This is a genomic window from Kosakonia sp. AG348, from assembly GCF_003337365.1.
GTDB lineage: Bacteria > Pseudomonadota > Gammaproteobacteria > Enterobacterales > Enterobacteriaceae > Kosakonia.
Genome location: NZ_QPJR01000004.1, coordinates 263,980 through 278,393, shown reverse-complemented (window position 1 = coordinate 278,393; position 14,414 = coordinate 263,980). Strand labels below are relative to the sequence as shown.

Below are 14,414 nucleotides of genomic sequence, written 5' to 3'. Positions count from 1 at the left end.
TGCGCTAATGCAGGGAGAAAACCAACTCCCAAGGCATGTACCACAGATTTGCCAGCACCATCAACAGCAGCGAGCAAAAGGTTGCGCCCATGCCGGAACGACGCCAGCGGATCAGGCGGTGGTGAAAGCCGTAATAATGCATCAGGCGACCGGCGATCAGCAGCAGCCCACAAACATGCACTAACCAGGTTTGCGCACCGTCCATCTCCATAAAAAGAAGCAGGATCAGGGCGACGGGAATGTATTCCACCGCATTGCCATGAATGCGTATCGCACTTTGCAGCTCGCTAAACCCGCCGTCGCCATAGCTAACACGGTATTGCGTGCGCAGGCGAATAACGTCAAAAGAAAATTTTATGAGTAACAATGCACCCAGCACGGCGTAAAGCGCGCTAACCATACTAACTCCCTTTAAGGCTCTGGTGACCGCTAGACAATGATAGGTGGTTCGTTCAGAAAAGAGAAGATTGCAGCGGAAGAGAAGGGGCGTCGCCAACGCTCGGGACGGCGGCCTGCAACTGCTGCCACAGGGTTTCCACCAGTTCCGGGGCTTGTGCGATATCGGGCGTATGCAAAAACAAATAGGGGGTGGTGGTCTGTTCCCACAACGGGAGTTTTTGCAGCCATACGGCAAACAGCTGGCGATTTTGCTCCATATTATCGCTGCCGATAAAACGCACCATCGGATGGCTGGCGGTTATCAGCGCATGCACCGGGACTTTCGGCTTTTTGCGCTGCGCTTCGATGATCGCTTCACTGTGCGGAATAGCGCTGTGCACCGGTCGGCTATCAAGGATCACGCGATTCACCCCGCGCGCATGTAAGCCCTGATTGAGCGCTTTTTCCTCTTCGCCTTTGGCGAAAAAGCCTGGATGACGCACTTCAACGCCATAGGTGAAATCAGCCGGCAACGCATCCAGAAATGCCCACAACGCGGGGAGATCGCGCGGGCCAAAGGTTGCCGGAAGCTGTAACCAGTACTGGCCTATCCGGTTGGCAAGCGGCGACATTCGTTGAAAAAACTCGTCTGTTAGATCGCGGCAGTTACGCAGCGCCGCCTGGTGCGAAATGGTGGCGGGGAATTTAAAGCAAAAGCGGAAATCATCGGTGGTTTGTTCGCGCCAGCGCGCCACGATCTCAGCTTTTGGCAGCGCGTAAAGCGTGGTGTTGCCTTCGACGCAGTTAAAGTGACGGGCGTACTCTTCGAGGCTGGTGATGCCAAGGCGCACCCATTTGGGGTGCGACCATTGCGGCAGGCCGACATACATCATAACGCGCTGAGGATCTCGTCCGTGCTGCGAACACGGCTAATGCGCGGGAAGATATACTTCAGGCTGCCCTGATGTTGCTCGTTGCTGCCTGCGCTGCAAGCATCTTCTGCAATCACCAGCGAAAAACCTAATTCCCACGCGTTGCGCGCGGTGGATTCCACGCCAATATTGGTGGAAATACCGCACAGCACAATGGTGTCGATGCCACGGCGGCGCAGTTGCAGCTCAAGATCGGTGCCGTAAAACGCGCCCCACTGGCGTTTGGTCACTTCAATATCGCTCTCTTTTTTACCCAGGGCCTGCGGGTAAACCCACCAGTTTTCCGGTAGTGTATGACCACCTGTTGGCGCGTCAACCGGCTGTTTCAGCGCTTCGGCGAAATCCGCTGACCAGCCAACGCGCACTAATACGACCGGCGAACCGTTGGCACGGAATTTTTCCGCGAGCGTTGCGGCACGTTGAACCACGTCCTGCGCTGTGTGCGGGCCACCGGCGAAAGGTAAAATACCCTCCTGTAAATCGATCACCACCAGTGCGGTTTTCTCAGCATTGAGTTCCAGCATAATAACTCCTGAAAAATGAATGACGTCGGCGGATACCTTACGCGTTATGCAGGTGCGGACGGTTTACAAATTTTGTTAAATTTTGTGAGAATGCGCAATAAGCGCGCAGCAAACGCGCGTACAGTCGGTCGCGGGCTTATCGTCAGTCAGAATTTCCAGTATAATAGCCCCCTTTTTTCATCCAGTTGTGACATACGAAAATAGCTGCCACCAGAGTGCCTGCCCCGCAGGCGGCGGGTCGCGCGCAGCTAATTAAGGGATATCTCATGCGTACAGTATATTGCGGGCAGCTCAATCAGTCCCATGTGGGACAGCAAGTAACGCTTTGTGGGTGGGTCAATCGTCGTCGTGACCTCGGTAGCCTTATCTTTATTGATATGCGCGATCGCGAAGGCATCGTGCAGGTGTTTTTCGACCCGGACCGTCAGGATGCGTTCCAGCTCGCCTCTGAACTGCGTAATGAGTTCTGCATTCAGGTTACCGGTACCGTGCGTGCGCGCGACGGCAAAAACGTCAACAAAGATATGGCAACCGGTGAAGTGGAAGTGTTCGCCACCGGGCTGAATATTATCAACCGTTCTGACGTGCTGCCGCTGGACTCCAACCACGTTAATACCGAAGAAGCGCGTCTGAAATACCGCTACCTCGATCTGCGCCGCCCGGAAATGGCTCAGCGCCTGAAAACCCGCGCCCGGATCACCAGCTTCGTGCGTCGCTTTATGGATGACCACGGTTTCCTCGATATTGAAACCCCGATGCTGACCAAAGCGACGCCGGAAGGCGCGCGTGACTATCTCGTGCCGTCGCGCGTGCATAAAGGCAAATTCTACGCGCTGCCGCAATCCCCACAGCTGTTTAAACAGCTGCTGATGATGTCCGGCTTCGACCGTTACTATCAGATCGTCAAATGTTTCCGTGATGAAGACCTGCGTGCTGACCGCCAGCCGGAATTCACCCAGATCGATGTGGAAACCTCCTTTATGACCGCGCCGCAGGTGCGTGAAGTGATGGAAGCGCTGGTTCGCGAGCTGTGGCAGGAAATTCGTGGTGTGGATCTGGGCGAGTTCCCGATTATGACCTTTGCTGAAGCCGAGCGCCGTTACGGTTCCGATAAACCCGATTTGCGTAACCCGATGGAGCTGGTGGACGTGGCCGACTTGCTGAAAGCGGTCGAGTTTAAAGTCTTCTCCGGCCCGGCAAACGATCCGAAAGGCCGCGTTGCCGCGCTGCGTGTGCCAGGTGGCGCACAACTTAGCCGTAAACAGATTGACGACTACGGCAAGTTTATCGAAATCTACGGGGCGAAAGGCCTTGCTTACATTAAGGTCAACGAAGCGGCAAAAGGACTGGAGGGGATCACCAGCCCGGTCGCGAAGTTCCTGAACGCTGAAATCGTTAGCGCGATCCTTGAGCGCACTGGCGCACAAGATGGCGACATGATTTTCTTCGGCGCGGACCACAAAAAAGTGGTGGCTGATGCGCTGGGCGCGCTGCGTCTGAAGCTGGGTAAAGACCTGAATCTGACCGACGAAACCAAATGGGCGCCGCTGTGGGTGATCGACTTCCCGATGTTTGAAGATGACGGCGAAGGCGGCCTGACCGCGATGCACCATCCGTTCACCTCACCGAAAGATATGACCGCGGCTGAGCTGAAAGCGGCACCGGAAGAGGCCGTAGCGAATGCTTACGATATGGTTATCAACGGTTATGAAGTGGGCGGCGGTTCGGTGCGTATCCATAACGGCGAAATGCAGCAGACTGTATTCGGCATTCTGGGCATCAATGAGCAGGAACAGCGTGAGAAGTTCGGCTTCCTGCTGGATGCGCTGAAGTATGGTACGCCGCCGCACGCGGGTCTGGCGTTTGGTCTGGATCGTCTGACCATGTTACTGACCGGCACTGATAACATCCGTGACGTGATTGCGTTCCCGAAAACCACGGCGGCGGCCTGTCTGCTGACCGAAGCGCCAAGTTTCGCCAACCCGGCATCGCTGGCTGAGCTGGGTATTTCCGTCGTCAAAAAAGAGACGCCGGAGAATAAATAAGATGGCCTTTAAGCACCCTGTTTCTGTGCTGGTGGTGATTTACGCCGAGGACACGAAACGGGTGCTGATGTTGCAGCGGCGCGACGATCCTGATTTCTGGCAGTCGGTTACCGGCAGTCTTGAAGCAGGAGAGGTAGCGTCGCAAGCCGCCATGCGTGAAGTAAAGGAAGAGGTCGACATCGATATTGCTTGCGAGCAACTGACCTTAGTCGACTGTCAGCGCACGGTGGAATTTGAAATATTTAGTCATTTACGTCATCGCTATGCGCCGGGCGTCACGCACAATACCGAATCCTGGTTTTGTCTTGCGCTGCCCCATGAACGCCAGATCGTTTTTAGTGAACATCTGGCGTACCGCTGGCTTGATGCCCCGGCAGCGGCGGCATTAACCAAGTCGTGGAGCAACCGGCAGGCGATTGAAGAATTTGTTATTAACGCCGACTAATTTCCCCTGGAATTTCAGTTCTCAGGAAGGTGGCAATCCCCGGCGTCGCCAGGTGTTTACCGTGGTAAGCAACGGGTGCGAACGGGGGCAGCTAACGCGCCAGAGGACTGAAAGCCGCCGGGAAAAGGCTTTATTGGAGAGTTTTTTTATGGCAGGTCATAGTAAATGGGCCAACACCAAACACCGCAAAGCGGCACAGGATGCTAAACGCGGTAAGATCTTTACCAAAATCATCCGTGAACTGGTAACGGCTGCGCGTCTGGGCGGCGGTGATATCGGTTCTAACCCGCGCCTGCGTGCGGCGGTTGATAAAGCGCTGTCTAACAACATGACCCGCGACACCTTAAACCGTGCTATCGCGCGTGGTGTGGGTGGTGATGATGACGCGAACATGGAAACCATCATTTATGAAGGTTATGGTCCTGGCGGCACGGCGGTGATGGTGGAGTGTCTGAGTGACAACCGCAACCGTACCGTGGCGGAAGTGCGTCATGCTTTTAGCAAATGCGGTGGCAACCTCGGTACTGACGGTTCTGTCGCCTATCTGTTCAGCAAAAAAGGGGTTATCTCCTTCGACGCAGGCGACGAAGACACCATTATGGAAGCGGCGCTGGAAGCCGGTGCTGAAGACGTAGTGACGTTTGATGATGGCGCAATTGACGTTTATACCGCGTGGGAAGAGATGGGCGCCGTGCGTGACGCACTGGAAGCCGCGGGTCTGAAAGCGGACAACGCTGAAGTCTCCATGATTCCGTCGACCAAAGCCGACATGGACGCGGAAACCGCGCCGAAACTGCTGCGTCTGATCGATATGCTGGAAGATTGCGACGACGTGCAGGAGGTTTACCACAACGGTGAGATCTCTGATGAGGTTGCGGCGACACTCTAATGTCGCTGATTAACTCGCCTGTCACCGGAGACGCATAATGGCGATCATTCTCGGTATCGATCCGGGTTCGCGCGTCACCGGTTACGGCGTGATCCGCCAGACGGGACGACAACTGACCTATCTCGGCAGCGGTTGTATCCGTACCAAAGTGGATGATTTACCGTCGCGTCTGAAGCTGATTTATGCGGGCGTGACGGAGATCATTACCCAGTTCCAACCGGATTTTTTCGCTATCGAGCAAGTGTTTATGGCGAAAAACGCCGATTCGGCACTCAAGCTGGGGCAGGCGCGCGGTGTGGCGATTGTCGCCGCCGTCAATCAGGACTTGCCAGTGTTTGAATATGCCGCACGGCAGGTAAAGCAGACGGTGGTGGGGATTGGCAGCGCGGAAAAAAGCCAGGTGCAGCATATGGTGCGCACGCTGCTGAAACTGCCCGCTAACCCGCAGGCGGATGCGGCAGATGCGCTGGCTATCGCCATCACGCATTGCCATGTCAGCCAGAATGCGTTGCAGGTGAGCAGCACAAGGCTCAATCTGGCTCGCGGACGATTACGCTAAAAAGCGCCGGTTTACCGGCGCTTTTTTTATAACAGCGAACTTATCTTGCGTGCGTCCTCGTCGGTCGACGGGTTATAGACCACCATTGTTAAGTCCGGTTGCCCTTCCACCGAAAAACTCGAATACTCCAGCGATAACCGACCGACCGCACCATGCAGCAGGATTTTGGTGCCTTCTTCCATGACCGCAATATCGTTATTCTGCCAGAGCTCGGCGAACTCCGCAGAAGCTGCACTGAGTTCTTCCACCAGCGGACGAATTTCAACCGACGCACCCGCGCGGGTTGCATCAGCACGAAAAGCGGCCACCAGAAAGCGGGCGAGCGAGTGCCAGTCCACCTGCGCGGCGCGTGCCTGGGGATTAAGGAAAATACGCCGCAGAATGTTACGTTCATGTGCAGGCTGGCTGGCGTAATCGGATAACACCACCGTGGCGGCTTTGTTCCAGGCGAGCACATCCCAGGTTGCATTGCGGATCATCGCCGGGCTCAGGTGCATACAGTCCAGCACCTTTTGCAGCCTTTCTGTCACGGTTCCTCTGGCCGGGTAATGCATGCCCGGAGCACGGCCTAATGCCAGATGAAAAACGTGTTCGCGTTCGCGCTCAGAAAGGCGCAGCGCCTGACAAATGCGCTCCAGTACTTCCGCCGAAGGCGTTCCCCCGCGACCTTGCTCAAGCCAGGTGTACCAGGTAGCACTAATACAGGCCAGATGCGCCACCTCTTCACGGCGTAGCCCCGGCGTACGCCGCCGTGCGGTATGAAAACCCAGCGCCACAGGGTCAAGCTGCGCCCGGCGCGACTTCAGGTAACTGCCCAGATCTTTAGGCTGAGTAACGCTTTGCATCCTGTTAGTCCTTATACCCCGATAACGTCACTACTTTTCACTACAGAGGATATTTATAAGGATAACGGCGCGAGTCAACATCAGGAGACACACACATGCATGTTTTTCTAACGGGCGCGACCGGTTGGGTCGGCGCAAAAGTGGCGGCAGAGCTGATTGCTGCCGGGCACCAGGTGAGCGGCCTGGCAAGAAACGCGGATAAAGCACAGACGTTGCTGGCTGCGGGAGGGCAGGTTGTTTCCGGAACGCTGGATGATCATTCTCTCTTGTTTGACGCGGCCTCGCGTGCGGATGCGGTGATCCATACCGCCTTTAATCACGACTTTTCCCGCTTTGCGGAAAATAGCGAACAGGACCGTCGCGCCATTGAAGTGATGGGGGAGGCGCTGATCGGTAGTGACCGTCCGTTGCTGGTGACCTCGGGGCTGGCAAGGTTGGTTCAGGGACGGCCAGCAACAGAAAAGGATCATCCTGTCAGCGCGCCGGACTATCTACGCCGTTCCGAACAGGCGGCACAGGCTCTGGTCGAAAAAGGTGTCCGGGCTGCCAGTGTGCGTCTGGCTCCAACTGTTCATGGTGTAGGCGATCACGGTTTTATCCCGATTTTGATCGCGCTGGCGAAGAAAACCGGTGTATCCGCCTGGCCGGGCGAGGGCAATAATCGCTGGGCGGCGGTGCATCGCCTTGATGCGGCGAAGCTCTACCGGCTGGCGCTGGAAAGTGGCGTAACGGAAACGGTATACCATGCGGTAGCGGAGCAGGGGATCGCGATGCGGGAGATTGCTATCGCCATCGGCAACATGCTGGGCCTGCCCGCTGAATCACGCGGTGCTGACCATTTTGGCTGGTTTGCCACCTTTGCCGCAGCGGATATGTCAGCGTCCAGCGAGCGAACCCGCGAGGTCTTAGGCTGGCACCCTGAGCAACGCGATTTGCTCACCGATCTTGCGGATGCGGCCTATTACGCGAATTCCTGAACCGCGCTCGCGTTTTCCTGTATATTCGGCTGGATATCTATCCAGCCTTTTTTTATCATACGGCATTACACTTTCAGCCGTTAACGCAGGAGCGTCACGTGATAGGCAGACTCAGAGGCATTATTGTAGAAAAACAACCCCCGTTGGTTCTGCTGGAAGTGGGGGGCGTGGGATATGAAGTCCATATGCCGATGACCTGCTTTTATGAGCTCCCGGACGCCGGAAAAGAGGCGGTTGTTTTTACACAGTTTGTGGTTCGCGAAGACGCTCAGCTGTTGTACGGCTTTAATAACAAGCAGGAACGGACGCTGTTTCGTGAGCTCATCAAAACCAATGGCGTTGGGCCGAAGCTGGCGCTGGCGATTTTGTCCGGTATGTCGGCGCAGCAGTTTGTTAACGCCGTAGAACGCGAAGATCCTGCGGCGCTGGTCAAGTTGCCGGGAATAGGGAAGAAAACCGCCGAGCGTTTGATTGTCGAGATGAAAGATCGCTTTAAAGGTCTGCATGGCGATCTCTTCACCCCAGCGGCAGATTTGGTGCTGGCCTCTCCGGCGAGCCCGGCGACGGATGATGCGGAACAAGAAGCCGTTGCTGCGCTGGTGGCGTTGGGCTATAAACCTCAGGAAGCCAGCCGGATGGTAAGTAAGATTGCGCGTCCGGACGCCAACAGTGAAACCCTGATCCGCGAAGCACTGCGCGCGGCGTTGTGAGGTAGAGGATGATTGAAGCAGACCGTCTGGTAACGCCCGCCAGCACCAATATAGAGGAAGTTGCAGACCGCGCTATTCGTCCGAAAATGCTCGACGAGTATATCGGTCAGCCGCAGGTGCGCTCGCAAATGGAGATCTTTATCCAGGCGGCAAAGCTGCGCGGCGACGCGCTGGACCATCTGCTTATCTTCGGCCCACCGGGCTTAGGTAAAACGACGCTGGCGAATATCGTGGCAAACGAGATGGGTGTCAATCTGCGCACGACCTCAGGGCCAGTGCTGGAAAAAGCGGGCGATCTTGCCGCGATGCTCACTAACCTCGAGCCGCACGATGTGCTGTTTATCGATGAAATTCACCGCCTTTCGCCGGTTGTTGAAGAGGTGCTTTATCCGGCGATGGAAGATTACCAGCTGGATATCATGATCGGTGAAGGGCCTGCGGCGCGCTCGATAAAAATCGATTTACCGCCGTTTACCTTGATCGGCGCGACGACGCGTGCGGGTTCGCTTACGTCGCCGTTGCGCGATCGTTTCGGTATCGTGCAGCGTCTGGAGTTCTATCAGGTTGCGGATTTACAGCACATTGTCGGGCGCAGCGCGCGCTATATGGGACTGGCGATGAGCGACGAGGGTGCGCTGGAAGTGGCGCGCCGCTCACGCGGTACGCCACGTATTGCGAATCGACTGCTGCGGCGTGTGCGCGATTTCGCCGAAGTAAAACACGATGGCGATATTACCGCTGATATCGCGGCCCAGGCGCTCGACATGCTGAATGTCGATGCCGAAGGCTTCGACTATATGGATCGTAAGCTGCTGTTAGCCGTTATCGATAAGTTCTTCGGTGGCCCGGTCGGGCTGGACAACCTGGCGGCAGCCATTGGCGAAGAGCGCGAAACGATTGAGGATGTGCTGGAGCCATATCTTATCCAGCAGGGTTTTTTGCAGCGTACGCCGCGTGGTCGGATGGCAACAGTCAGAGCGTGGAACCACTTCGGCATTACGCCACCGCAAATGCCATAACATTAAAGGCCGGAGAACATTTGCTTCCGGCCTTTCGCTTTAGCTGGCGGGTTTCTTCATCATGCTGAAGATAAACAGCAGCGCCGCGCACAACACCACGGATGGGCCCGCGGGCGTGTCATAAAAGGCCGAAAATGTCAGCCCGCCGGTGACGGCGATCATCCCGATCCCGACCGCGATGCCCGCCATTTGCTCCGGCGTACGTGCGAAGCGTCGCGATGTCGCGGCAGGGATAATCAACAGGGAGGTAATGATCAGTGCGCCGACGAATTTCATGGCAACGCCAATCGTTAATGCAGTAACCAGCATCAGTAACAGCTTCACACGCTGCAGCTTCACGCCATCGACAAAGGCCAGCTCGGGGCTGATGGTCATCGACAGCAGATTGCGCCATTGCCAGAACAAAATCCCCAGCACCACGACAACACCCAGAGCGATCGCCAGCAGATCGCCTGGTGTCACTGCCAGCAAATCCCCGAACAGATAGGCCATTAAATCGACACGGATATTTGACATCAGGCTGACAACAACCAGACCCAGCGACAGTGCGCTGTGCGCCATGATCCCCAGCAGGGTATCAATGGCCAGATGAGGCCGTTTTTCCAGCCATACCAGCCCGGCGGCCAGCAGCAGCGTAACCGCGATCACCGCATAAAAGGGATTGACGTCCAGTAACAAACCGAAAGCGACACCCAAAAGAGAAGCATGCGCGAGCGTATCGCCGAAATAGGACATTCTGCGCCAGACAACAAATGAGCCCAACGGACCTGCCGCGCAGGCGAGCATAACCCCGGCAAGCCAGCCGGGTAGTAATAATTCAATCATGAGTGTCCATTACCCTGGCGCAGCACAATGCGGCCCTGTAAATCGTGGCGGTGGTTGTGATTGTGGCGATAAATTCCCAGCTGTTCCGCGCCACGCTGGCCGAACATGGAGATAAATTCCGGGTGCATCGAAACCACTTCCGGCGTGCCAGAACAGCAAATATGGTGATTCAGGCAGAGCACTTCATCGGTTTTTGCCATAACCAGATGCAGATCGTGAGAAACCATCAATACAGCGCAGTCCAGCTCTTTACGCAACTGGTCAATCAGGTTGTACAGCGCTACCTGGCCATTCACATCAACGCCCTGGGTTGGCTCATCAAGAACCAGCAATTGGGGGCGATTAAGCAGCGCTCGCGCGAGCAATACACGCTGGGTTTCGCCACCAGAAAGTTTTTGCATTGGCGCATCGACCAGGTGTGCGGCCTGAACACGTTTCAGTGCCGGAACAATATCATCTTTTCTGGTGCCAGGACGCAGGCGCATAAAGCGGCCAACGGTGAGCGGCAGAGTTGCGTCAAGGTGTAATTTCTGCGGCACGTATCCGATGCGCAGTGTTTTGTCACGCTTGATTAACCCGGAGTCGGGTGCTACCAGCCCAAGCACAACGCGCACCAGCGTTGATTTGCCCGCGCCATTAGGGCCCAGCAGGGTTAAAATTTTACCAGCACGTAAATTCAGCGAAATATCAGACAGGACGCGACGTTGGCCGAATGCGACGGTGATTTTTTCGAGCGTTACAAGATTCGTCATAGCATTTATGGGGTTGCACAAGTTGTCGAATGTTATAATATCACATTCCACTCATTCATTACGATTAATAGTCGCATTATGTTACATAAAAATACGCTTCTTTGCGCAGCGTTATCCGCTGCGCTTCTCGGTGGAGCAGCACAAACTGCTAACGCCGCCGTTGTAACGTCATTAAAGCCGCTGGGGTTTATCGCGTCAGCAATAGCCGATGGGGTGACACCGACGGAAGTATTACTGCCGGACGGTGCATCAGAGCACGATTATTCCCTGCGTCCTTCGGATGTAAAACGCTTACAGAACGCGGACTTAGTATTTTGGGTTGGGCCTGAAATGGAAGCATTTATGGTGCGTTCCGCGCAGCAAATCCCGGCGAAAAAATTAGTGACGATGGCGGATCTGGATGGCGTGAAAACGCTACTCATGAAAGGGTCGGATGACGATGAGCACGACCATGATGATGGACATCATCAGGACGAAAAAAGTGATGAACATCACCATCACGGTGAGTACAACATGCATCTGTGGCTTTCCCCGGAGATTGCGCGGCTGTCAGCGGTTGCAATCCACGATAAATTAGTGGAAGTTATGCCGCAAAGTCGAGCCAAGCTGGACGCCAACCTGCAAGCATTTGAGGCATCATTAGCCCAGTCCGATAAGCAGGTCGGTAACGAGCTGGCACCGCTGAAAGGGAAAGGGTATTTCGTTTTTCATGACGCCTATGGCTACTTTGAAAAACACTACGGACTGACTCCGCTGGGTCACTTTACCGTCAACCCCGAAATTCAGCCTGGTGCGCAGCGTTTACATGAAATCAGAACACAGTTGGTTGAGCAAAAAGCAACCTGCGTTTTTGCTGAGCCACAGTTCAGGCCAGCGGTCGTAGAAGCTGTTGCCAGAGGGACATCCGTTCGAATGGGAACGTTGGATCCGCTCGGTATCGGCATCAAGTTAGGCAAAGAGAGCTATCCGCAGTTCCTTGCCCAACTTTCACATCAGTATGCGAGCTGCCTGAAAGGAGAATAACGAGGAAGTGAATACGTGCAACAGATAGCCCGCTCTGTCGCCCTGGCATTTAATAATCTGCCCCGACCCCACCGCGTTATGCTGGGGTCGCTTACAGTTCTCACTCTCACGGTCGCCGTTTGGCGTCCGTACGTTTACCACCCCGAATCCGTTACCCCCATTGTTAAAGCTATCGAACTGCCGAAGAGCGAAATTCGTTCTTTGTTGCCGGAAGCCAGCGAACCTATCGACCAGACTGCCTCGGATGACGATGTTGACGCTATTCCGCAGGATGAACTCGATGAGAAAACATCCAGTGAAGCCGGCGTACATGAATATGTCGTATCGACGGGCGATACGCTGAGCAGCATTCTTAATCAGTACGGCATCGATATGGGTGATATCAGCCAGCTTGCCGCTGCGGATAAAGAACTGCGTAACCTGAAAATTGGCCAACAGATCTCCTGGACTCTGACCGCGGATGGCGATTTGCAGCGATTGACCTGGGAGATGTCCCGCCGCGAGACTCGTACTTATGACCGCATTGATGGCGGCTTCAAAATGAGTAGCGAAACGCAGCAGGGCGATTGGGTAAACTCGGTGATGAAAGGGACTGTCGGCGGGAGTTTTGTTTCCAGCGCGCGCGACGCCGGGTTAACCAGCGGTGAAATCAGCGCGGTGATCAAAGCCATGCAGTGGCAGATGGATTTCCGCAAACTGAAAAAAGGCGATGAATTCTCCGTACTCATGTCCCGCGAAATGCTGGAAGGCAAGCAAGAGCAAAGCCAGTTGCTTGGTGTGCGTTTGCGTTCCGACGGCAAAGATTATTATGCAATCCGCGCAGAAGACGGCAAATTTTACGATCGCAACGGTACTGGTCTGGCAAAAGGATTTTTGCGTTTCCCGACATCCAAGCAGTTCCGCGTATCTTCAAATTTTGACCCCCGTCGTCTGAACCCGGTTACTGGTCGGGTTGCGCCGCATAAAGGCGTTGATTTCGCGTTGCCGCAGGGAACGCCTGTGCTGGCGGTAGGGGATGGTGAAGTCGTCGTGGCGAAACGCAGCGGAGCGGCAGGTAACTATGTCGCTATCCGTCACGGGCGCACCTATACCACGCGATATATGCACCTGCGCAAACTGTTGGTAAAACCAGGGCAGAAAGTGAAACGCGGCGATCGTATTGCGCTCTCCGGGAACACCGGGCGTTCTACCGGGCCGCATTTGCACTATGAAGTGTGGATCAACCAGCAAGCGGTTAATCCGTTAACGGCGAAGCTGCCGAGAACCGAAGGATTAAGCGGGTCGGATCGCAAAGATTATCTGGCACAGGTTAAAGAGATTCTGCCTCAGTTAAAAGTAGACTGATTCGTTTAACAAATGTGCGTCCGAAGCCGATGTCCAAACCGCATCGGCTTTTTCTTTTGTGCGATGGATGGCGCCTCGCTACACTATCTCATTATTTTATGTGAACTGATTTCTCGCCTGCGGAAGATGCATGGAAACGAAAAAAAATACCGCTGAATACATTCCTGAGTTTGAAAACGAATTTCGCCACCCGCGTAACTGGGGCGCGTGGCTGGGAGTGCTGGCTTTTGCGGGCGTTGCATTGATCCCGCCGTCGGTGCGCGATCCTGTACTCGGCAAACTTGGGCGTCTGGCCGGAAAGTTCGGCAAAAGCGCGCGCCGCCGTGCGCAGATCAATCTCTACTATTGCTTCCCTGAAAAAAGCGATGCGGAAAGAGAGGCCATTATTGATGAGATGTTCGCCACTGCGCCACAAGCCATGGTTCTGATGGCGGAACTGGCGTTACGTGGCCCGGAAAAGGTTCTTCCGCGTGTGGAATGGCAGGGCCGGGAAATTATTGATGAAATGCACCGCAACGAAGAGAAGGTGATTTTCCTTGTTCCGCACGGTTGGGGCGTTGATATCCCGGCGATGTTAATGGCATCGCAAGGCCAAAAAATGGCGGCGATGTTCCACAATCAGGGCAACAAAGTGTTCGATTATGTATGGAACACCGTGCGTCGTCGTTTTGGCGGGCGTTTACATGCGCGTAATGATGGGATCAAACCCTTTATCCAGTCGGTTCGCCAGGGCTACTGGGGGTACTACCTTCCGGACCAGGATCACGGTGCGGAGCACAGCGAATTTGTTGATTTCTTTGCAACCTATAAAGCGACCCTGCCGGCGATTGGCCGTCTGATGAAAGTGTGCCGTGCGCGCGTGGTGCCGCTGTTCCCGGTTTATGATGCGAAAACACACCGGCTGATTATTCAGGTGCGTCCGCCGATGGACGACCTGCTCACAGCCGATGACAACACGATTGCCCGCCGTATGAACGAAGAAGTTGAACAGTTTGTCGGTCCGCGTCCTGAGCAATACACCTGGATCCTCAAATTGCTAAAAACGCGAAAACCAGGTGAAACCGAGCCTTACCAGCGCAAAGATTTATTTCCGAAAAAATAGCCCATAAAAAAGGCCTCTCACTGAGAGGCCTTTTTGCTTCCTGTT

General features: G+C 55.0%; 16 protein-coding genes. 10 read left to right on the top strand and 6 right to left on the bottom strand.

Translation table 11 applies throughout. The features are described 5' to 3' along the window. Positions 1-4: 4 nt before the first annotated feature. The 3 genes from DFO56_RS11560 to DFO56_RS11550 are packed head-to-tail and all read right to left on the bottom strand — an operon-like array spanning position 5 to position 1,834. Positions 5-400, bottom strand: a complete 396-nt coding sequence (locus tag DFO56_RS11560; RefSeq protein WP_017456923.1) for an MAPEG family protein — start codon at positions 398-400, stop codon at positions 5-7. A 52-nt stretch (positions 401-452) separates the two neighbouring features. Next, positions 453-1,271 (bottom strand): DUF72 domain-containing protein, encoded by an 819-nt coding sequence (locus tag DFO56_RS11555; RefSeq protein WP_045511308.1) that lies wholly within the window; start codon positions 1,269-1,271, stop codon positions 453-455. Then, a complete protein-coding gene (locus tag DFO56_RS11550) occupies positions 1,268-1,834 on the bottom strand; it encodes a hydrolase (protein WP_020454129.1) in 567 nt (188 codons plus the stop codon). Before DFO56_RS11550 ends, DFO56_RS11555 begins: the two co-directional genes overlap by 4 nt. A gap of 266 nt (positions 1,835-2,100) precedes the next feature. On the opposite strand from DFO56_RS11550, the gene aspS reads away from it, so the two are divergent. The 4 genes from aspS to ruvC all read left to right on the top strand — a co-directional run bounded on the left by aspS (position 2,101) and on the right by ruvC (position 5,772). Then, positions 2,101-3,879, top strand: a complete 1,779-nt coding sequence (gene aspS, locus DFO56_RS11545; protein WP_045511311.1) for an aspartate--tRNA ligase — start codon at positions 2,101-2,103, stop codon at positions 3,877-3,879. 1 nt (position 3,880) lies between these two features. Then, a complete protein-coding gene (gene nudB, locus DFO56_RS11540) occupies positions 3,881-4,324 on the top strand; it encodes a dihydroneopterin triphosphate diphosphatase (protein WP_020454127.1) in 444 nt (147 codons plus the stop codon). 148 nt (positions 4,325-4,472) lie between these two features. Continuing rightward, positions 4,473-5,213 (top strand): YebC/PmpR family DNA-binding transcriptional regulator, encoded by a 741-nt coding sequence (locus DFO56_RS11535; RefSeq protein ID WP_045511314.1) that lies wholly within the window; start codon positions 4,473-4,475, stop codon positions 5,211-5,213. A 37-nt stretch (positions 5,214-5,250) separates the two neighbouring features. Then, positions 5,251-5,772, top strand: coding sequence for a crossover junction endodeoxyribonuclease RuvC (gene ruvC / locus DFO56_RS11530; RefSeq protein WP_020454125.1), 522 nt, complete (start codon positions 5,251-5,253; stop codon positions 5,770-5,772). A gap of 26 nt (positions 5,773-5,798) precedes the next feature. On the opposite strand, the gene DFO56_RS11525 is transcribed toward ruvC, so the two are convergent. Further along, positions 5,799-6,617 (bottom strand): helix-turn-helix transcriptional regulator, encoded by an 819-nt coding sequence (locus DFO56_RS11525; protein WP_045511317.1) that lies wholly within the window; start codon positions 6,615-6,617, stop codon positions 5,799-5,801. Positions 6,618-6,712: 95 nt separating this feature from the next. Here DFO56_RS11525 and DFO56_RS11520 point away from each other — a divergent pair, with 95 nt between their 5' ends. The 3 genes from DFO56_RS11520 to ruvB all read left to right on the top strand — a co-directional run bounded on the left by DFO56_RS11520 (position 6,713) and on the right by ruvB (position 9,323). After that, complete coding sequence (locus tag DFO56_RS11520) at positions 6,713-7,594, top strand: SDR family oxidoreductase (RefSeq protein ID WP_045511320.1); 882 nt, start codon at positions 6,713-6,715, stop codon at positions 7,592-7,594. A 98-nt stretch (positions 7,595-7,692) separates the two neighbouring features. Next, a complete protein-coding gene (gene ruvA / locus DFO56_RS11515; RefSeq protein ID WP_020454122.1) occupies positions 7,693-8,304 on the top strand; it encodes a Holliday junction branch migration protein RuvA in 612 nt (203 codons plus the stop codon). 8 nt (positions 8,305-8,312) lie between these two features. Next, positions 8,313-9,323 carry a Holliday junction branch migration DNA helicase RuvB gene (ruvB, locus tag DFO56_RS11510; protein WP_045511323.1) on the top strand — a complete coding sequence of 337 codons (1,011 nt, stop codon included), beginning with the start codon at positions 8,313-8,315 and terminating at the stop codon, positions 9,321-9,323. Positions 9,324-9,362: 39 nt separating this feature from the next. Here ruvB and znuB read toward each other — a convergent pair whose 3' ends face one another. Further along, positions 9,363-10,148 carry a zinc ABC transporter permease subunit ZnuB gene (gene znuB, locus DFO56_RS11505; RefSeq protein ID WP_045511326.1) on the bottom strand — a complete coding sequence of 262 codons (786 nt, stop codon included), beginning with the start codon at positions 10,146-10,148 and terminating at the stop codon, positions 9,363-9,365. Further along, positions 10,145-10,900, bottom strand: a complete 756-nt coding sequence (gene znuC, locus DFO56_RS11500) for a zinc ABC transporter ATP-binding protein ZnuC (RefSeq protein ID WP_045511329.1) — start codon at positions 10,898-10,900, stop codon at positions 10,145-10,147. Before znuC ends, znuB begins: the two co-directional genes overlap by 4 nt. 78 nt (positions 10,901-10,978) lie before the next feature. Here znuC and znuA point away from each other — a divergent pair, with 78 nt between their 5' ends. The 3 genes from znuA to lpxM all read left to right on the top strand — a co-directional run bounded on the left by znuA (position 10,979) and on the right by lpxM (position 14,369). Further along, complete coding sequence (gene znuA, locus DFO56_RS11495) at positions 10,979-11,923, top strand: zinc ABC transporter substrate-binding protein ZnuA (protein WP_044489394.1); 945 nt, start codon at positions 10,979-10,981, stop codon at positions 11,921-11,923. Between the two features lie 15 nt (positions 11,924-11,938). Continuing rightward, positions 11,939-13,267 (top strand): murein DD-endopeptidase MepM, encoded by a 1,329-nt coding sequence (mepM, locus tag DFO56_RS11490; RefSeq protein ID WP_044489393.1) that lies wholly within the window; start codon positions 11,939-11,941, stop codon positions 13,265-13,267. Between the two features lie 130 nt (positions 13,268-13,397). Beyond that, the gene (gene lpxM, locus DFO56_RS11485) at positions 13,398-14,369 is read left to right on the top strand and encodes a lauroyl-Kdo(2)-lipid IV(A) myristoyltransferase (protein WP_045511332.1); all 972 of its coding nucleotides are present in this window, start codon (positions 13,398-13,400) and stop codon (positions 14,367-14,369) included. Positions 14,370-14,414 lie beyond the last annotated feature (45 nt).